At 54.7% G+C, this 19845-nt stretch carries 19 protein-coding genes; 6 read left to right on the top strand and 13 right to left on the bottom strand.

Annotation, left to right across the window (positions count from 1 at the left end; all coding sequences use genetic code 11):
* Window positions 1-274 precede the first annotated feature (274 nt).
* Both TH30_RS06275 and TH30_RS06270 read left to right on the top strand, forming a co-directional pair.
* A complete protein-coding gene (locus TH30_RS06275) occupies window positions 275-1111 on the top strand; it encodes an HAD-IIB family hydrolase (protein ID WP_114097243.1) in 837 nt (278 codons plus the stop codon).
* Window positions 1104-2336: a glycosyltransferase family protein gene (locus TH30_RS06270; protein WP_114097242.1), complete on the top strand. Its 1233-nt coding sequence runs from the start codon at window positions 1104-1106 to the stop codon at window positions 2334-2336. The genes TH30_RS06275 and TH30_RS06270 overlap by 8 nt, the downstream gene beginning before the upstream one ends.
* 27 nt (window positions 2337-2363) lie before the next feature.
* Here TH30_RS06270 and TH30_RS06265 read toward each other — a convergent pair whose 3' ends face one another.
* The 6 genes from TH30_RS06265 to TH30_RS06240 all read right to left on the bottom strand — a co-directional run bounded on the left by TH30_RS06265 (window position 2364) and on the right by TH30_RS06240 (window position 8327).
* On the bottom strand, window positions 2364-2858 hold the full coding sequence (locus TH30_RS06265) for a PAS domain-containing protein (RefSeq protein ID WP_114097241.1): 495 nt from the start codon (window positions 2856-2858) through the stop codon (window positions 2364-2366).
* Between the two features lie 10 nt (window positions 2859-2868).
* Window positions 2869-3381: a hypothetical protein gene (locus TH30_RS06260; RefSeq protein WP_114097240.1), complete on the bottom strand. Its 513-nt coding sequence runs from the start codon at window positions 3379-3381 to the stop codon at window positions 2869-2871.
* A 68-nt stretch (window positions 3382-3449) separates the two neighbouring features.
* Window positions 3450-3923: a hypothetical protein gene (locus tag TH30_RS06255; protein WP_114097239.1), complete on the bottom strand. Its 474-nt coding sequence runs from the start codon at window positions 3921-3923 to the stop codon at window positions 3450-3452.
* Between the two features lie 157 nt (window positions 3924-4080).
* Window positions 4081-5895, bottom strand: coding sequence for an alpha-amylase family glycosyl hydrolase (locus TH30_RS06250; protein ID WP_114097238.1), 1815 nt, complete (start codon window positions 5893-5895; stop codon window positions 4081-4083).
* A 143-nt stretch (window positions 5896-6038) separates the two neighbouring features.
* Complete coding sequence (locus TH30_RS06245; protein WP_181850166.1) at window positions 6039-6515, bottom strand: cupin domain-containing protein; 477 nt, start codon at window positions 6513-6515, stop codon at window positions 6039-6041.
* A gap of 84 nt (window positions 6516-6599) precedes the next feature.
* Window positions 6600-8327 (bottom strand): thiamine pyrophosphate-requiring protein, encoded by a 1728-nt coding sequence (locus TH30_RS06240; RefSeq protein ID WP_114097236.1) that lies wholly within the window; start codon window positions 8325-8327, stop codon window positions 6600-6602.
* Between the two features lie 161 nt (window positions 8328-8488).
* On the opposite strand from TH30_RS06240, the gene TH30_RS06235 reads away from it, so the two are divergent.
* Window positions 8489-9241 carry an IclR family transcriptional regulator gene (locus TH30_RS06235; RefSeq protein WP_114097235.1) on the top strand — a complete coding sequence of 251 codons (753 nt, stop codon included), beginning with the start codon at window positions 8489-8491 and terminating at the stop codon, window positions 9239-9241.
* 35 nt (window positions 9242-9276) lie between these two features.
* On the opposite strand, the gene TH30_RS06230 is transcribed toward TH30_RS06235, so the two are convergent.
* Complete coding sequence (locus tag TH30_RS06230) at window positions 9277-9789, bottom strand: GNAT family N-acetyltransferase (protein WP_114097511.1); 513 nt, start codon at window positions 9787-9789, stop codon at window positions 9277-9279.
* A 93-nt stretch (window positions 9790-9882) separates the two neighbouring features.
* On the opposite strand from TH30_RS06230, the gene TH30_RS06225 reads away from it, so the two are divergent.
* Window positions 9883-10452, top strand: a complete 570-nt coding sequence (locus TH30_RS06225; RefSeq protein WP_114097510.1) for a helix-turn-helix domain-containing protein — start codon at window positions 9883-9885, stop codon at window positions 10450-10452.
* 27 nt (window positions 10453-10479) lie between these two features.
* On the opposite strand, the gene TH30_RS06220 is transcribed toward TH30_RS06225, so the two are convergent.
* On the bottom strand, window positions 10480-11493 hold the full coding sequence (locus TH30_RS06220; protein ID WP_114097234.1) for an AraC family transcriptional regulator: 1014 nt from the start codon (window positions 11491-11493) through the stop codon (window positions 10480-10482).
* A gap of 109 nt (window positions 11494-11602) precedes the next feature.
* Between TH30_RS06220 and TH30_RS06215 the strand changes: the two genes are divergently transcribed.
* Window positions 11603-12820 carry an MFS transporter gene (locus TH30_RS06215; RefSeq protein WP_114097233.1) on the top strand — a complete coding sequence of 406 codons (1218 nt, stop codon included), beginning with the start codon at window positions 11603-11605 and terminating at the stop codon, window positions 12818-12820.
* A 204-nt stretch (window positions 12821-13024) separates the two neighbouring features.
* Here the strand turns inward: TH30_RS06215 and araD1 are convergent, their stop codons facing one another.
* Both araD1 and TH30_RS06205 read right to left on the bottom strand, forming a co-directional pair.
* Window positions 13025-14014, bottom strand: coding sequence for an AraD1 family protein (araD1, locus tag TH30_RS06210; protein WP_114097232.1), 990 nt, complete (start codon window positions 14012-14014; stop codon window positions 13025-13027).
* 59 nt (window positions 14015-14073) lie between these two features.
* Window positions 14074-14847, bottom strand: a complete 774-nt coding sequence (locus TH30_RS06205; RefSeq protein ID WP_114097231.1) for an SDR family NAD(P)-dependent oxidoreductase — start codon at window positions 14845-14847, stop codon at window positions 14074-14076.
* Between the two features lie 547 nt (window positions 14848-15394).
* On the opposite strand from TH30_RS06205, the gene TH30_RS06200 reads away from it, so the two are divergent.
* Window positions 15395-16141 carry a FadR/GntR family transcriptional regulator gene (locus tag TH30_RS06200; RefSeq protein ID WP_114097230.1) on the top strand — a complete coding sequence of 249 codons (747 nt, stop codon included), beginning with the start codon at window positions 15395-15397 and terminating at the stop codon, window positions 16139-16141.
* Window positions 16142-16282: 141 nt separating this feature from the next.
* Here TH30_RS06200 and yjfF read toward each other — a convergent pair whose 3' ends face one another.
* From yjfF to TH30_RS06185, 3 genes are read right to left on the bottom strand one after another with little or no spacing between them, the layout of a single operon-like run.
* Window positions 16283-17260, bottom strand: coding sequence for a galactofuranose ABC transporter, permease protein YjfF (gene yjfF, locus TH30_RS06195; RefSeq protein ID WP_114097229.1), 978 nt, complete (start codon window positions 17258-17260; stop codon window positions 16283-16285).
* Window positions 17250-18266 (bottom strand): ABC transporter permease, encoded by a 1017-nt coding sequence (locus tag TH30_RS06190; protein ID WP_258548638.1) that lies wholly within the window; start codon window positions 18264-18266, stop codon window positions 17250-17252. The genes yjfF and TH30_RS06190 overlap by 11 nt, the downstream gene beginning before the upstream one ends.
* Before the next feature lie 41 nt (window positions 18267-18307).
* A complete protein-coding gene (locus TH30_RS06185) occupies window positions 18308-19831 on the bottom strand; it encodes a sugar ABC transporter ATP-binding protein (RefSeq protein WP_114097227.1) in 1524 nt (507 codons plus the stop codon).
* Window positions 19832-19845: the final 14 nt, after the last annotated feature.

Genomic DNA, 19845 nt, shown 5'->3' with positions numbered 1-19845 from the left:
CGTTATTCGTCCCCAAAACCACGACAAGAACCAACAACGGATCAATACCATACAGACAATATCACCTGCTGACACGGTTGATGCAGAAAATGGGTTGCAGCCGGAATTTATTCACAAAGTTGTATTTAAGGCGCTCGTTTTTTAACCAGATCAAACCTGTGAGCAAAAATTAATCTTGCGAAAGGTCGATCCGCCGGGATCGCTGTGTTAAACTGTTGCACAAGAGATCAATTCACGGTCTCAAACCATCTTAAAACCGCGACAGAACGGGATAATGCCAGAAAGCCGCGCTATCGTCATCTTCACCGACCTTGACGGCACATTGCTTGATCATGACACCTATAGCTGGGAAGATGCTCGCCCGGCACTTGATCGCGTGAATCTTCTGTCCATCCCGCTGATTGCCGTATCTTCCAAAACGCTGGCCGAACTTGAACATATCAATCAGAACGCGGAACTGTTTGACGGTCTGATCGCCGAGAATGGCGGGATTGTGTCGCTGAAAAGCGCGATGGAACAGCACGGCCCGTCTTCCGAAACAATCGATATGGTCCGCGAACAGATCAGATCGGCGATCCATGTCCCGCTTCGCAGTTTCAGAACCGTGGAACCGGAAATCATTGCCGCGGAAACAGGCCTGTCACTTGACGATGCCATTCGCGCCGGACAACGCCATTGCTCCGACCCGCTGATCTGGCAACCCTCGGCACAGGATGTCAGGATCGCGCGCACTATCGCGGAACAAAAAGGGCTCAATCTGGTCAAGGGGGGGCGTTTTCACACGATCTGCGGCCCATCAAACAAGGGGCATGCGATGAAGCGGATGCTCGAACGGCTGGCCGTATTTTATCGCGACATGTCAGGCAAACCTGTCAAACGCTTCACGACCATCGCCCTTGGCGATTCCCCCAACGATATCCCGATGCTGGCCGAGGCCGATTTTGCTGTGCAGATCCCGACAAAAAATCGCGGTCGCAAGGCCCCTTTGCTTGAACATTCGAACTTGCGCCTTGCCCCGTACCCCGGACCGGCTGGGTGGAATGTCGCACTTAATGAAATCTTGGACGAGATAACAAATACCAATAAAAACAGCGAGGTACTTCATGGCTGATTTCCATCAGGGTGGCCCGATCACAACCCTTCATCGCATTCTTGACCGTAATCCGGAAGAACTCGCTTATGAAATGACCGCCTTTGCGCGGCAACGCCGACAGACCCTGATTTTGCCGTGCCTGTATTCCGAGCTTGAAACGCCAGCCATGACGACCATCGTCGAAGGTCTTAAACAGGCGACCTATATTGACCAGATCGTCGTGGGTCTCGACCGCGCCAACGCTCAGCAATACCTTCATGCCCGCGAATTCTTCAAGGACCTGCCGCAACATGTGCGCATTCTGTGGAATGATGGTCCGCGTTTGCGCAATGTCCATGACCGGCTTGATGAATTTGGGTTGGCCCGATACGAACCGGGCAAGGGTCGCAATGTCTGGTATTGCATGGGCTATACGCTGGCATCGGGGCGAAGCTCGGTGATTGGCATTCATGATTGCGATATCGCCACATATACGCCCGACCTTCCGGCCAAGCTGATGTATCCGATTGCCAATCCGGCATTCAACTTTGCATTTGCCAAGGGCTATTATGCACGCGTTGCCAATGGCACGCTCAAGGGCCGGGTCTGTCGCCTGTTTGTCACCCCGCTGATCCGCGCGCTCAAGCAGGTTATCGGCAAGACCGACTTCCTGAATTACCTTGACTGCTTCCGCTATTCCCTATCGGGGGAAATGGCAATCCGTACCGATGTTGCCTATGGCTTGCGGGTCGCATCGGACTGGGGACTTGAGATTTCGATGCTTTCGGAAATGTATCGCAACCACACGGTCCATCGCCTCGCCCAGGTCGATATTGCCGATATCTATGATCACAAGCATCGTGAATTTGACCCGGCGCAAAAAGATGACGGGCTTTCAAGGATGGCTGGTGATATCGCCAAATCACTGTTTCGCAAACTCGCAACCCAGGGCACGATTTTCTCGCACGAGACATTTCGCACGATCAAGGCGACTTATTACCGCGTCGCCCTTGATCTGATTGAACAATATCGCGCGGACGCATTGTTTAACGGCCTCAAGATCAACCGCGACGAAGAAGAAAAATGCGTCGAGGTATTGTCAGAGGTCATCATAAGCGCCGGTCAGCACTATCTTGAAAACCCGCTTGAAAGTCCGTTTATTCCAAGCTGGCAGCGCGTCGAAAGTGCGATGGGTGACATTTTCGAACATCTGTCCAGCGCTGTGGAAGATGATCTGAACGATATGGATATCGGCAAGGAATAGGCACTCCGATCAAACGGATCGTGCGAATTACGATTGCATTTCGCTCATCGGGAATATGGCCAGAAAGACCTGCATAATGTCTTTCTGGCCTTTCTTTTTGAGCAATACCGGCAACAGAAGACGGATACCGTTTCGCCATTCCTTCTGAAAAATCTGCAACTGATGGATTTGCGGCTGTCCGGTGAGGCGCGCCAAAGATAGCGACGCATGCAGTGCGGTCGAGAAATGGCAATCGACCTCGCGGGCAAAAGCACCACGCCAATCCTCGCCGGTCAGGGCAACAATATTCTCCCCCTCCAGCAATATCTGAAAATCATCCTTGCCTGCGTGATATTCATAAATGCTGATATCATTGATCCATGGCGCGAGGTTTTCGGGGGTAAAGTCATCCCGCGTGGGAATATTTCCGGCTTTGGCAAAGCGCAGCCAAAAGGACAACAGATCATGGGCCTGACGCGGCGCATCCGCTGCAAGCGTTTGCAACGGCACTTCTTTTTCCTGTGAACTGTAAAGCGTCGTCATCCTTAACCCGTCAATTATCGTGGATGGGCTCGCATGGAAATCGCGCGCCAAGAACCTGAAAGATCGGGTCGCCGCACTGGTCAGTTGTCCGTGCAGGTAGCAGAACCCGCAACCATTGGCGACATTTTCCATATTGCCCGACCAATTGAATATAATGAAATGTCGGGCGCTTTTCATTCAGGGTTTTCAACAATGCCGCCATCAGGCAGGTTCCATATTTCAGATCGATCTCACGCGGGGTCGTGCCCTGAAAACTTTCGCCACTTGCAGCGACAAAAGACGGCGCATCAATCCTGATCAGAAAATCATTCTTGATTGGCAGATACTCGTAAATACTGATGTCATCACGCCACCGGCTCAGGCGTTCTGCACTTAAAATCGAACGCGTCGGGATGCCTTCTCCGCCAGCATGCATCACCGCATCATACCAGGTATCTACCAAAGAAATGACCCTGGCATCCGTGTGATCTGGCAAACCTTCCAGCTCGGTATCCGATGATTCAAGCACGCGTGATGATGTCATGGCATATCCCCCGACTATTCACGTGGGAAAGCCTTGCTTCAAAACAAGTAACGGCTAATAAATATTCGCTAATGGCCACGATACAGGAAATGGGTGACAAACACCTGATGGATTACTCCACCCTGACGGTCAGAGGTTGTCACAGGCAACAAAAGCCGCAACCATTCTTCCCATACTCTGCGTTCATACCCGATCCTGTGTATGGCAGGTGCGCCATTGTCGACCACTTCAAGCAACACTGCATGCAGGGTCGTCCCGAAGTCGAGATCAATCTGGCGCGGCGAACAGCCAAGATATGTCTCGCCACTGGCGGCAATGATATTGGGCGCATCAATACGGATCACAAAATCACGCTTTTTGGGAAGATATTCATAGATACAGATATCATCAAGCCACGGTGACAAAACGTCACTGGTCAGCACTCTGCGATCCGGCACGCTGCCATTCCTGGCCGCCTCGCGCCATGTCTCATAATATGCCCGGACATGGCTGTCTGTATCATTGGGCAATTGCGGAATAAGAACTTCCTGCGCATACGCCATTGCGTAAAATGCCCTCTAGGTCTTCTCTATGTCTCATAACTTTTGCAAAGCACAAATCACGACGCAATGACAAACTCGAAAGCACTGTCAAATTTGTGTAAAAACTTCTGAAACGGTGCAGAAACCTGAAAATCCATCGGCAGTTTCACGTAGCCTCCTAAACCGGCATCGCGTCGCGATAGCGTTGCAGCAACCGGCTTTCGGTGCGATTCCGGCCATCAAGATTGGAAATCCAGACGATCTGATAGGGGGCGAGCTTCATGATGCCGTCATAATCCTCGATCACCTGCTGGGTGATCAGATCCTGCCAGCCTTCTGTCATGATCAGGTTGATCTTTGAAAGATCAAGCGCCTGCGGTTCTTCGGTCAGGTTAAAGACACAGAAAATACTTTGCTCATTAAGATGCGACTGCCGCCATATCCCCAAAAGATCAGGGCCAAGATTAAGGGTATATTGCGTCGCATTGGGATGGAATGCCGGTTGCCCCATGCGGATTGACATCAGGGCGCGTAGCTGATCAAACGCCGATTTAGCCGGACCATCTTCGGACAAGACCCGTTCGGCATCCGCAAGTTGCCAGACCTTGCGGTTCAGACGGCGCGGAATGCCGGTCTCTTCATAGGCCTTCTGATCATTTTCGGTGGCAAGGATGGTCTGGACATAGATGGCCGGAATGCCTTCCAGAGACATGGCAATGGCCTGACTCATCACAAAGCGCTCAAGCCCCATGGTGGCTTCTCCGGCAAAGTTTTCGGCCAGCATGCTATATAGCGTGACGTTCAGCTCATAGGGCTTTTGCCCACCGCCCTTAAGCGCACGATAGCTTACCTGCCCGCCCATCCTAAGGGCATGTTCGCGAAGCCCGTCGATATCGTTATCAGGAATAAGGTTCTCGGCCGGACGCAGACCAATACCATCGTGGCTGGCCGTAAAGTTAAAGAAGGTACAGCCTGCCGGGGCGGGCGGCATCGCCATGATGCATTTGCGGATATAGTCAGACCGGCCGCTGAGCAATGCATGAATGATCACCGGCGGCAACGAGAAATTGTAAATCAGATGCGCCTCATCCTGATTGCCGAAATAGGACAGGTTTTCAAGCAGCGGCAGGTTGGTTTCCGTAATGAACAACACATCGGGATGAACCGCATTGCAGGCCAGTCGCATCGCCTTGATCAGTTTATGGGTCTGATCAAGGTTGATTGACGTCGTCCCGGCCTCTTTCCAGATAAAGCCGATGGCATCAAGGCGCACGACGCGCACACCATGCTTCAGGTAATTCAGGACCACGCGCAGCATTTCAAAAAACACATCGGGATTGCCATAATCCAGATCGACCTGATCATAGCTGAATGTGCACCAGACATGCTTTTCACCGTCTCTGGTCACCACATCATTTAGCAACGCATGACTGCGCGGGCGCACAACATCGGAAAGGTCATCATCGGGGCTTGCGGTTTTGATGTAATCGACACCGGGCTTTTCACCGGCCAGAAACTGCTGATACCAGGGGTGCGATGCCGATATATGGTTCGCCACCAGATCGGCCATGACGGTTCCGTGCTTTGACAGTTCCTCTACATCGCTCCAGTCGCCAAGTTCGGGGCGCAGCTGTTCAAAATCACTGACTGAAAAACCGTCATCAGACGTAAAGGGATGGAATGGCAGGATGTGAATGCCCGTCAGCCAGTCCTTAAGCCACTTGCGATGAAATTCGCCAAGGCTTTGCAGGCCCTTTTTGCCATCCTGATGGATACTGTCGCCATAGGTAATCAGAAACGCATCACGCTGATCCCATTTGCGCAGATATTCTTCCTTTGGCTCCGGTCCGTCGCCTTCAATCGGGAGGCCCAGCTCGTCGAAAACACGCAACACCAGGGCTTCGTGATCATGTCCGGGATACACATCGGCAAGAAGGTTGCGCATCGCGCTGGCAAACGCAATCCGCCCCGAGGTTCCGACAACACGATTCATACTGGCTCCTTCCGGGCAGGAAATTCAAACGGTTAAACCAATGAAATAATGAAACTGCACAGGATGCAAGCAGGGATTTTTCCATGCCGAAAAACCAAGCAGGATCATCACCCAGCGACCATGACAGCCCGGAAAACAAAGACCTAATCCGCAACAGCGTCGGGTTTGTAAATCACGTTCTCAGCCCCCTCTGCCCCCATGAAAACAACAACCACACGGGCTGGAACATCACCATCGTTGATCCCTTCATGCCAATAATCCATGGCCTCCAGCACCCCCTCGCCCGCAAAATAGGTTGTTTTGCCCCGATCGCCGTAATCAACCGTGATCTGGCCTTCAAGGATATAGCCATAGGTCGGCACACCATGCTTGTGCCATCCGGTTTTCTGCCCCGGTTCCATCGTTGCCAGCATTGATTTGATCCGTGCCTTGCCCGATGGATAGGAAACCTGCTCGCCAATGAAATTCACGCCACTATCAAGCAGCGGCACACCGTCATGCACATCAACAGGCGGCTTTGCCCCTTTCTGATGACTGTTGTCACGACTGCTTTTGATCGGCTTTTCCATATACCCGTCAACCTGTTGTTCGTTATCGTTGGTCCGATGAAAGCCGATCATAGTCAGGTGACTGGTCAAAATCATAAAAAATGCGGGCATCGATCAAACGATACCCGCATTCTTTTTCGTTACGGCATTGTGGTCTTACGGCGCAATCGTTACCTCGACCAGCGCATGGGTACGCTTGGTGTCAATATGTTTGATGGCATCGCGCAGGATACCCGGAAGGTCTTCGGGACGCTTGGCCTTGGCCACCCAGGCACGGCTGGCTTCGGCAACCTTGGTGAAATCCGGGCTGGGTTTAAGGGCGGTCAGCGGCATTTCATTGGTTTTTGCCGCATAGCCGTTGGGATACATCCCCGCCACCGACTGGCGCACCGCGCCCCATTCATTGTTATTGAGAACAAGGATCAGGATCGGCAGTTCAAGCGCCTCGGCAATCTGATGACATGCCGTCGGGTTGGCAAACATGTAGGAACCATCGCCCATGGTCGCGACAACCAGCTTGTCCTTATCCGCAAGCTGATAGCCCATCGACGCCGGGAACGACCAGCCAAGACCACCGGAATGCGGTTCCTGATACCAGCTGCTATGTTCCGAAAGCGAAAGTGGTTCAAGCGGACAGCCAAGCTCGGAAAACACGGTGGCAGAACGCCCGGCAATCGCCTCGGACAAGCAGCGCGACACATAGGCCTTGGTCATCGGATCCACCGCCCCGGCATCGGCGGCTGCCAGCGCCTTTTTGCGGGTTTCGGCATTGATCGCGGCAACCTTGCCACGGCGATCGGCGCAAACGGCACTATGATCGGCATGACGGCGATCCATGGCTTCTGCCAGCATCATGATCACATCACCGGTTTCGCCCACAAGCGACAGGTCGGCGGCAAAATTACGGCCGGGGAAGCGCGAGTAAAGCGGGTTCTGACCGATCTGCACGACCTTGCAATCCGGGCGCAACGCATGAATTTCCGGTGACCAGGGTGCCAGACAATCAATCACCACGACCGCATCGGCATCCTTAAGCCAGGGTGCCGGATCCATCCCGGCAAACATCGGATGCTCGGTGCCAATGGCAAGCTGGATCGCCCAGTATTGCACCACCGGAATACCCCACTGATCCACAAGGCCCGACAAACGACCAAAGGCCTCGGCTGTACCCGTCCCGCGCTGGGCAATGATCACCGGGTTCTTGGCATTGGCAAGAATGTCAGCCGCTGCCTCGACACTGGCTTGCGGCGGGGCAACCGGGACCGGCTGCATGCGAAGCGGCCCGTCAATTTCGTCGCCCGGGCAGGGTTCGCACAGAACTTCGCGCGGCAGGCTGACATAAACCGGCCCCTTGGGCACGGATGATGCGATGGCATAGGCACGATCAACGACTTCGGGCACCTGTTCGGGGAACTTCAGTTCATATTCCCATTTGGAGCTTTCACGCACCAGTGCTGCCTGATCGCGCATTTCCTGACCCCAGCCAATCGGAACGGTGCGCGCACCAAGACGGCCTTTTTCCATCACGGGCGTTCTGCCCGACATCAGAACGACCGGCACATGTTCGGTCGCGGCATTGATCGCCCCGATTGCGCAATTGGCAAGACCAACATTGGTATGCGCCATGACCGCCTGCGTTTTTCCGGTCGCAAGGTAATAGCCATGCGCCATGCCCATCGCCGCATTTTCGTGCGGCATGATCAGCGCATTGGGAAGATCGATATCCTTTGCCGCGGCTTCGGCCAGACCTTCGATGATCGGCGGAAAATCGGTGCCGGAATTGGCAAAAATATAATCAATCCCGATGGCCTTCATACGGGCCAGAACCGCCCCACCGGCGGTCAGGGTGATTTGACCGGAAGTTTCACGCGTATCTTTTGTCATCAGACGCCTCTTGTTTTTTACGCTCAATATTTCTATATTTGAAATATAATTTATAATATAGTTTATTATTGAAATCCGGGCGTCGTCAAGCATGACATCCGGCCAATCAGCTTTGCACTATCACCAATCACACCAGCCACCACATCAGGCAGCGGAACATCATGACCAGTCAGCTCAACGGTTCGGTCCTTAAGGCCTTCAAAATTCTGGATCTGTTTGCAGCGGGAAAGACCGAACTCACCGCAAAGGAAACCGCCGATGCGCTTGACATCAACATGATCACCGCACATCGCTTTTTGCACACGCTGGTCCATGCCGGTGCGCTTCGCGCCACGTCACGCGGGGTCTTCCGTTTGGGATATATGTTTGCCGATCTGGGCGAGCGGGTTTTGCATGACGGCAATCTGCCGACCCTGCTGCAGCCGATCCTTGATCAGCTGGCGCGTGACACCGGGGAGGCCTGCATGGCGACCGAGTTTGATCGCGATATGGCGATCTGCATCGCCAAGGCCCTGCCCGACCGGCCGCTTTATGTGGATATCCGGATTGGTTCGAAACTTGATGCCTTTTGCACGGCCCACGGCAAATTGTGGCTGGCCCATATGAGCGATGAAGATCAGGACCGCTATTTCAAAAATGCCACCCTGACCGGCATGACCGATCACACCATTACCGATCTTGACACCCTGAAGTCCGAACTTGCGGCCATCCGCGCACAGGGATTTTCCACCAACAATGGCGAACGCGAAAATGACATCTATGCCATCGCCGTTCCGATCACGACCCAGCATGGCAAGATGATCTCAGCGATCTCGATTTTTAGTGCGTCCCCCACATTGATTGAAAATGCGAAAGACAAGCTAGTCCATCTTCAGACCGCAACCCGAACCGCATGCGACACGCTTTATGGCTGATGAAACGACTAATCACTTAAGCGCCCTGTAATCAGCTAAGCACGCAACCCTGCCCCATCATCAAGGGTCAGCTGCATCGTGACAAGATCAAGCCAGCGATCAAACTTTCGCGCGACTTCCTTGGCACAGCCGACCTGCACAAAACCAAGACGTTCGTGAAAACGAATTGAATTGAGGTTTTCTGCATCAATACCGCCGATCATGACATGCATGCCAGCAGCGCGCGCCATCTCAATCAACGGGCTTAACAACGCCCGCCCCACACCGGTACCACGATGCGAGACATGAACATGGACTGAATGTTCGACTGTATAGCGGTATCCCCACCGGCCACGCCACGCCCCATAGGATGAGAATCCCAAGATAGAGCTGTCCTGTTCGGCTACCAGAATGGGAAATCCATCTCTCACCCGTCCATCAAACCATTCTTCACGCTCTGCCAGACTTGACGGCTCATTGTCATAGATCGCCGTACTGTCCCGAAGCACCTGATTATAGATTTCAAGAATTTCGGGAAGGTCCATCTTTGTCGCACTGCGCACCTGCATATTCACCTCCTTTGCAAGGCCGATAACAGGTTGCACAATTACATCCACTATAGTAGACAGTCAATATTGATTTCACAGATCAGAAAGATGGAAATGGCTACCATAGAAGACGACACCACCGCATGGATTTCGGTTCGGATCCGCCGCGAACGCGAAAACCGGGGTTGGTCATTAGGCCAGTTTGCGGAGAAATCCGGCGTTTCTAAAGCCATGATCAGCAAGATCGAGCGCGGCGAAGCCAGCCCGACAGCAACGGTCCTTGGCCGCCTGTCCGGGGCATTGTCGCTGACCGTTTCGGCATTGCTGTCCCATACAAGCACCGTCCACAATGGTGTACGCCACCACGCACAACAGCCACAATGGTCAGATCCGGATACAGGGTATGATCGCCGTCAGGTTCTATCAGGTCAGAACATCCCGCTTGAACTGGTCGAGGTCAACTTGCCTGCCGGACAACAAGTCTCCATGCCCGCCTCTGCCTTTACCTTCATCAAGCAGGCAATCTGGGTGATTGAGGGAACGCTTTTTTTCCACGAAGGCGATCGGGTCCATCAAATGGATCAGGGTGACTGCCTTGAACTCGGACCGCCCCAAGAGTGTATTTTTCAGAACCAGGGATCCCAGAATTGCAGATATCTGGTCGTCGTCGTACGTAGCACGTAAAATTGCCAATGGCATCGCCCTGTCGTGTCACAGAGCATAATCCGCACGTCGCACCGCGCCGGGTGACATACCCGTGGTGCGCTTGAATGCCCGGCTGAATGCCGCGACCGAGGCATAACCCAGCCGATCAGCAACTTCGTCCAGAGACAGGTTATCACGCCCGATCCACTGACTGGCCAGACGCATGCGCAGATTGGTCAGATATTGTTGCGGGGTTGCCTTGGTCAGCTCAACAAACCGTTCGGCAAAGACCGAACGTGACATCCCCATTTCAGACGCCATATCGGCCACCGACCAGTTCCGCCCCGGTTCCTTGTGAAGGGCTGCCAGAAGCCTTGCCAGCTTGGGATCACGTACCGCCTCGACCCAGCCACACACATCACAGCCCGCCTCGACCCAGCGCCTGAGAATGGCGGCGGCCACAACATCGGCAAGCCGGGTCAGGATCACGCCATAGCCCGGACGTTTTGCCCGAAGCTCGGCTGTCATGACATCAAGGATCGCCGGGATTTGCGGATCATGATCGGGTACGGTTTCGATATGCATCAGTTCCGGCTTGAGATGGGCCAACGGGTGCAACCAGCCCAGATCAAACTCCATCGCACAACTGAAAATCAGGTTGTCCTTTGACCGGCAAACATCGGCCTCACAAGCCCTGATTTCCGATGCCGCATCACATAAAGGTGCCTTCTCAAAGGTATCCACACTGCGTAGCGCAACGCCATCTTCGCTGTAAAGGTCGTGAATACCCGCACAGGGCAACAACACCGCATCCCCACAGCCCAGAACATGGACCGCCCCGCTTTTGGTACGCAGATGGACATTGCCCTGCCCGATGAAATGAAACCATGCACGGCCATCATCGACATCCTCGCCAAAGCGCAGGCCATAGGGGGTCGAAATCTCGATCCGGCGATAGTCAAGACCGCGCAGGCGCACCCCCGAAAGAAGCTCATTGACCATGTCGTGACCAGCCGCATTGAACGGGCCTCCGATATGGTCTGACGGGCTGTTAAATGCGGTATTTGCGATGGGCGACATGATATTCCGGACGATTGATCAATCAATTCAGACAAACTGTCATAGATCGTCCGGGCGGTCCAGACTATTTTGGGTGCAACGCAAAAACACAAACTCAAAGGACTTCCCCATGAGTGAACCACAATCAGGCACCCGGCCCGCGCAGACGCCCTCCGTCGCGCCAGCGCCCGCCGCATGGGCTGCCGTCATATCCATGACACTCGGGGTCTTCGGACTGGTCACAGCCGAATTCCTCCCGGTCAGCCTGCTGACCCCGATTGCATACGACCTTCACGTCTCCGAAGGTCTGGCAGGACAGGCCATTTCGGCCACGGCCTTTCTCGCGCTGATCACAAGCCTTCTGATTGCGACCGTGACCCGCCGTTTTGACCGGCGCAATGTCTTGCTGAGCTTCTCGATCTTGCTGGTGATTTCAAGCGTCATGGTCGCCATGGCCGAAAGCTTTGCCTTTCTGTTGCTTGGCCGTGTTCTTTTGGGCATTGCCCTTGGCGGTTTCTGGACCATGTCGGCGGCCACCATCATGCGACTGGTGCCAGAAAAACAGGTGCCGCGCGCCCTTGCCATCATGTTCAGTGGCGTTTCGGCTGCCACGGTCTTTGCCGCCCCGGTTGGCAGCTTCCTTGGCGACATTATAAGCTGGCGCGCAGTGTTCCTGCTGGCCGCAGGCATTGGTGTGATCACCTTCATCGTTCAGTTCGCAACCCTGCCATCCCTGCCACCGCGCGGACGGGCGTCGCTTCGCACCCTTGTTGACCTGATCAATCGTCCGGGCATGAAGTTTGGCCTGTTTTCACTGGTTATCATCATCACCGGTCACTTTGCCCTGTTCACCTATGTCCGGCCGTTCCTTGAAAACGTGACGGGTGTGGCAACGGCGGGTGTTTCCGGCGTGCTGCTGGGCTTCGGGCTCGCCAATTTTATCGGCACCCATCTGGCAGGGGCGCTGATCGCCCGTTCGCTTCGCATGACCATCGCCCTGATGCCGCTTGTCATGGGGCTTGCGACCCTTGGTATGGTGATGATCAATGGCGCACTCACTCCGACCATCGTTCTTGTTGCGATCTGGGGTGCAGCATTTGGCGGAGTACCGGTTGCCTGGTCAACCTGGATCACGCGCACGGTTCCGGACGAAGCCGAAAGCGGCGGCGGCCTTGTTGTCGCGGGCTTCCAAACCGCAATTGCCAGCGGTGCGGTTCTTGGCGGACTTCTGGTCGATTTCACCGGTGCCATGGGTGTGTTTGCCGTTGGCGGGACCGTCCTGATCGTTGCATCCATCGTCGTGACCATGGTGCTCCGCCCTGCCCCCGCCGTAAGCGAACAGACATAACCCCTCTTCGCGTCACCACCGCAAAACATCAAAAAAAGGGCAGCGTTTCAATCGCTGCCCTTTGACATTTCTCCCAACATTCATTGGCACGTACCAAGATGCGCAAAAGAAAACCCCGGCACATTGCTGCGCCGGGGGAGTTCGTGTCGTTCGGAGGGAGACGAGGCTTTTACGCCCCTTGGAATTACGATAATTCCCGAAATATCAGATGGTTTTGATCACCACCGGACGTTCCGCCTGAACTTTCAGGCGGTTGCGAATGGCACGCCCGAAGGGTGCAGCTTCGATTTCAAATTCATCGCCATCCTGCGTTTTAATGCCATCGGCAAAGGACAGCGTCGCGGTACCAAAGAAATGCGCATGGACATCGCCCGGACGGCAGAACAGGTCATATTTGAAATGATGATATTCAAGGTTGGCGAGCGAGTGCGACATATTGTCTTCGCCGCTCAGGAACGGCTTTTCCCAGATCACCTTGCCATCGCGATACAGGCGCGAGGTGCCTTCGACATGGCTGGGCAGATCGCCCAGCAGCAATTCCGGTCCCATCGAGCATGCGCGCAGTTTTGAATGCGCCAGATAAAGATAGTTCTGGCGTTCCATGACATGGTCGGAAAACTCGTTGCCAATCGCGAAGCCGATACGCACCGGATTGCCATCCTGATCAATGACATAGATCGCAGCAATTTCGGGTTCTTCACTGCCATCAAGGGCAAAGGACGGGCTCGGAATATCCGCGCCCGGATTGGCAACAACCGAACCATCGCCCTTATAGAACCATTCGGGCTGAACGCCCTTCTGACCGGCGGCCGGTTTGCCACCCTCAACCCCCATGCGGAACATCTTCATGGAATCGGTTTCGTCAGCCGCCTTGTTGTCGGCCTTGTGCATGTTCGCACGTGCGGATGCCGACCCCAGATGGGTAAGGCCGGTGCCCGTCACCAGAAAATGTGCCGGATCGGCATGGGTGATCGGCGCTAAAAGGCGGCCTTCGGATGCAATTGCATTATAGTCGAGGCGCTCCTCGCCCATGCGGGCCTTGGCGGCCTCGATCATGGTGACCCCTTGCGCAATCGCGATCCCCGCCAGTTCGCGGGTGGTCGCAACACCGGTCAGGGCAATCAGGGTATCCTGATCTTCGACAACGGCAACATGCTGGGCGCCAGCGGTATCCTTGTATTGAACCAGTCTCATGAAAATTCGTCCCGAGTGATCTTTGTCTGTGCGTGAATGTCGTGCTGGCGGGTCTGCGATCAGACCCAGCCACCATCAACGATAAAGTTCTGGGCGGTAACCATCCGGCTTTCATCGGAAATCAGGAACAGCGCCATGCGCGCGATATCCTGTGGCATCACCTTGTTCTTAAGGCACTGGCGCTCGTCGATTTCGCGCTCGGCCGCCTCGTCAACCCAAAGATCAAGCTGGCGCTGGGTCATGACCCAACCCGGAACCAGCGTATTGACCCGGATATGATCCTTGCCCAGATCACGCGCCATGCCGCGCGTCAGGCCATGGGTTGCTGCCTTGGCCGTGGTATAGCCGGGCATGCCGCCCTGCCCCATCATCCAGCTGACAGAACCGAAATTGATGATCGCGCCGCCACCGTTTTGCTGCATCATCGGGGCAACGGCCTGAATGGCAAAGAAGGACGGGCGAATATTGATGGCCTGGCGTTCATCCCAGTATTCCGGGGTAACGTCCTGCCATTTATGACGGGTATCGTTTGCCGCATTGTTCAAAAGCCCGGTGATCGGGCCATTGATCTCGGCTGCCCTGGCGATCGCCGCGCGCAAGGCGTCAACATCGGTCAGGTCGCATTTGATAAAGACCGGCGCATTGCGCGCATCCTTTGACAATTTTTCAACAAGCGCTGCGCCCGCATCTTCCATGATGTCGACAAAGGCGACTTTCGCGCCCTGTTCAACAAAGGCGGTCACAATCGCCTCGCCAATGCCCGATGCGCCACCGGTGATAAACACCGACTTGTCTTCAAGGCTGGTATAGTGTGTCGGCATGCGATCAGACATGATCGTTGCTTCTCCCGTCGTCTGGTTTCTCTTTGTTTCTCTTTCGGCCCGGACACAGGGACTCCGCCCCGCACGGTCCGTTTCTCTATTCAAAATTATCAGAAATTGCATCAATCCCGAATATGTGCAGCGCAAAAGACAAAAGCCCCGAAGGGCAGAATGCTGCCTGCAATTTTTACCGGTTTGGCATCGGGCTCAGCAGTCCGGCTGTTTCGCCCCGCTCGTATTCATGATGCTTCCTCCTGAAAATTATGCTTTTTAATTCTTCATACAATAACATTAATGATCAGGATATCCGGGCCTGTCAAGCGACAAACGGGTGAAGTGAGTTCTTTCGATCTGCCGCATGGTAGTCTATAACTTCGTGACCTTTGGCATCCCGTTCGGCTGACCTCCTCCCTCTCCGAATTAATTATATGCTTTGCAACACAAAGCCTTGATGGGGTCAGATAAGTTGCCCTCGAAATTAATTCATATTATATGAATAATTGCAAAGCGGGCCTTTTGCCTTTTTGTTTACCAATAAGGCCACGCCGGAGGGAATTTAATGTCGTCCATGTCGAGAACCTATGCCAAACGCAGCCTGCACAGCATTGTTGCGCACGATTTAGGAGCCCGGATTGTTTCGGGCCAGCTGGCACCGGGTGATGTGCTTCCGACCGAGGCTGCCTTAAGTGAATCCCTTGATGTATCGCGCACGGCCCTGCGCGAGGCGATCAAAATTCTATCGGCCAAGGGCCTGATCGAAAGCCGCCCCAAAACCGGTACACGCGTCAAGCCACGCTCAAGCTGGAACCTGCTGGATCCCGATGTTCTGTCCTGGCACTTCCCGGACCCGGACCCGGCATTCCTTTATGGTCTGTTTGAAACCCGCATGATTATCGAGCCGAACACCGCCGCCATGGCCGCCGAACGTGCGACCGAAGAACAGCTTGCCCTGATCGAAGCGGCCTATACCGGCATGGAAAATGCCGAACTGGGTACAGACGCGGTCTATATGACCGACCTTGCCTTTCATCAGGCGATCCTTGATGCGTCGGGCAATGATTTCATGAAATCGTTTGGCATGTTGATCGAAACCGCCCTGATCGGGTCGTTCCGCCTGTCGTCAGGCGGCCCAAAGGCCCATGTCAAATCCCTTCCGGATCATCTGGCCGTCTATAAGGCCATCGCCCAGCGAGAACCGGGCGACGCCCGCGAAGCCATGCGCCGCCTTCTGCGCGGCACCATGCGCCAGTTGCGCCAGCAACTTGGCATGTCGGTCGAACATGACTGGGACCAGATCGGGCTGTAATACCGGCTGCATTCCACCCGATAAAAATGCTGCGCGATGACCGCAGCATTTTTTGTTTGCGCGTTCCGGATCGCGCATAAAAAAACAGGCACCCGATGGGTGCCTGTTTGCATGGATATGGATACAGACTTGCGATCCGGATCACGTCGTCCCGGCCCGCATCCCCGAGAAGGACCGGGTGATCAGACGTTGCAGGACGATAAAGCCAAACAGCAAGGCACCAATCATGATCTTGGTCCACCAACTGTTAAGCGATCCGTCAAAGGCGATCAGGGTCTGGATAACCCCCATGATGATCCCGCCAAAGAACGTTCCCATCACAAAGCCCATCCCGCCGGTCAGAAGCGTCCCGCCAATCACCACAGCGGCAATCGCGTCAAGCTCGACCCCGACAGCTGCCAGCGGATAGGCCGATGCGGTATAGAACGCAAAGACCACACCTGAAAGCGCACTGAAGAAACCCGACAGGGTGTAAACGCGAATGATGGTGCTATGAACCGGAATGCCCAGAAGCTCGGCCGAATGACGGTCGCCACCAATCGCATAGACATTGCGCCCAAATCGCGTGTAATGGGCAATGACCACTCCGCCAATCACGGTCGCCAGCATCAAAAGTGCTGATGCTGTCAACCAGCCACGGCCGGGCAGCTGGACCTTGAAGCCGCTGAAAGCCGCAACAAACGGGTGATCAATCGGAACGGAATCCAGATTGATCAGGAAGCAGACCCCGCGCAAAAAGAACATGCCTGCAAGCGTGATGATAAAGGGCTGAATATCGAACTTGGCGATGATGACGCCCATGAAAGCCCCGAACGCCGCACCAACAATCAGCGAAATCAGCGCTGCCATCAGCGGATGCATGCCAAACCCGGTAACCAGTTCGGCCATCAGAACCCCGATAAAGGCGATCATTGACCCGACAGACAGGTCAATCCCGCCCGAAAGAATGACAAATGTCATACCCACGGCGGTAATGATCAAAAAGGCATTATCGGTCAGAAGTGCGCCCAGAACATAGGTATCGGAAAAGGCGCGATGTTCAAAAATCCCGTAACCATACAGCAAGGCCAGAACCGCCAGCGTCGCCAGGATCGGGTAAAAACGTTCATTAATTTTCATCTGCTTTTCCCCGCTTCAAGCGTTCCATCGCCTGCCCGACCAGTTGACGCGATTTTGGTGCCTGCACAAGAAGCACAACCATCACCACTGCTGCCTTGACGATCAGGGTATATTGCGACGGCAAGCCCGACAGAAGAATGCCGGTCGTCAGGGCCTGAATGATCAGAACACCAATCACCGTCATGGCAATAAAGAACCGGCCGCCCATCAGCGATGCACCGCCAATCACGACGGCAAGGATCGCATCAAGTTCAAGCCAAAGCCCGGCATTATTGGCATCCGCCCCGCGAATATCAGCCGCAATAATGATCCCGGCAAAGGCAGAACACAGGCCAGATGCCGCATAGGCCATCAGCTTGATGCCACGTGCATCAATGCCTGCAACCCGGCTGGCGCGTGCGTTGCCACCAACCGACTCAACAAACAGGCCAAGGGCCGTCTTGCGCATGATGAAATAGATCGCGGCAATCACCGCAGCCGCAATGATCACGCGCCAGGGAATACCCAGCAAGTAGCCACTGCCAATGGCCTCGAAAAACTCACCATGGAAGGTCACAATCTGACCACCGGTGATCATCTGGGCAATACCACGCCCCGCGACCATCAGGATCAGGGTGGCAATAATCGGCTGAATATCAAGGAACGCAACAAGTACCCCGTTCCACAATCCACACAGCACACCGGCCCCAAGTGCGGCCAGGATAATCACTGCCGGATGCAAATCGGTGTCGCGGATCAGAACCGCCATCACCGCCCCGGAAATGGCAATGATCGACCCCACAGAAAGGTCAATCCCGCGCGTCCCGATGACAATCGCCATGCCAACAGCCACAAGTGCTGTTGACGCGCCACGATGAACGACATCGACCAGCGATCCATAAAGATGCCCGTCAACAATGCGGATACTAAAGAAGTCGGGCGAAATCACCCCGATCCCCAGCACAATCAGAACCAGTGCCGCGACCGGGCCGAACCAGGGCCGACTTATCAAAGAAGATGCAGACATGGTGCTGCTTTCCCGTAATTTCTTTTTGTCTTGCAAACTGGTCATCGCGCAATTGCCTCGATGATCTTGTTCTGGGTGATTTCCGCACCCACCAGTTCGGAAACCTTTTCACGATCACGCATCACTGCAACGCGATCGGCAAAGGCGACGATTTCTTCAAGCTCGCTTGAGGCGACCAGCAAGGCCAGACCTTCGTCGCAAAGCTCCTTGATCAGTTTGATGATGTCGGCATGCGCACCGACATCAATGCCACGGGTCGGTTCATCAAGGATCAGAAGGATCGGTTTTGACACCAGCCAGCGCGCCAGAATGACCTTTTGCTGGTTGCCACCACTCAACTGCCCGACCGGCTTTTCACTGTCTGGCGTCGCAATGCCCAATGCCTTGATCATGTCATCGGCAAATTTCTGTTGCTCGGCGCGCGGGATCGGACGCAGCCAACCACGCCGCCCCTGAAGGGCCAGAACAATATTTTCGCGCACACTCAGTTCCGCTACAATACCATCCTGTTTGCGGTCTTCCGGACACAGGCCAAAGCCCGACCGGATCGCATGACGCGGGGATCGCAACATCACCGGTTCCCCGTCAAGGAACACAAGACCGCTGTCAGCCTTTTGCGTTCCGAATATCAGTTCGGAAAGTTCGGTTCGCCCGGATCCCAGAAGGCCTGCCAGACCAACGATTTCACCGGCCTGAAGATCAAGGGACACCGGTTCAAGCACACGCTTCTTGCCAAGATTCTTGATCTGAATGGTGCGTTTTGGCCCGGAATAGTTACCTTCATCCTGATGACGATGGGCACTGACCTCGGCCAGTTCACGGCCAAGCATGTGATTGATCAGATCAATCTGTGCAAGTTCACTGGTCACAAATGTTCCGACCAGACGTCCGTTGCGCAGAACCGTGATGCGATCCGTAACCGCATAGACCTGATCCAGGAAATGGGTCACAAAGACAATACCCAGTCCCTTGTCGCGCAGCTCGCGCATGATGCGAAACAGCGTCTTGATTTCTTCACCGTCAAGCGATGCCGTTGGTTCATCCAAAATCAGAACGCGTGCATCCAGCGCCACGGCGCGTGCGATGGCAACAAGCTGCTGGATCGCCACCGAATAGGATCCAAGCGGCCGGTTCACATCAATATCAAGACCAAGTATCTCCAGTGCCGCCTTGGCATCGGCCTCGGTCTTTTTCCATGAAATCAGGCCAAACTTTCGTGTCTGGCGTTCGAGCATCAGGTTTTCGGCAACCGACAAGGTCGGCACCAGATTGACTTCCTGATAAACTGTCGAAATCCCCAACCCCTGCGCATCGCCCGGATGCTGCGGGTGGATTTCCTCGCCGTCGAGCATAACCGCCCCGGCGTCGCGGGGATGAACCCCGGTAATTACTTTGATCAGGGTGGATTTACCCGCCCCGTTTTCCCCAAGAAGGGCATGAATTTCGCCGCGTTTCAGGTCGAAATCGACATCCTGTAACGCCTTGACGCCGGGAAAGAACTTTCCGGCACCGCGCACCGAAAGAACGATATCTTCCGTCCCTGCAGAAAGTGCGGTGTCTGTCATTGCCTCACCCTCTC

Origin of the sequence: Thalassospira profundimaris (assembly GCF_003326795.1) — a bacterium.
Taxonomy (GTDB): Bacteria; Pseudomonadota; Alphaproteobacteria; order Rhodospirillales; family Thalassospiraceae; genus Thalassospira; species Thalassospira profundimaris_C.
The sequence above is the reverse complement of the archived record's forward strand: the minus strand, read 5'-3'. Positions and strand labels throughout refer to the sequence as shown.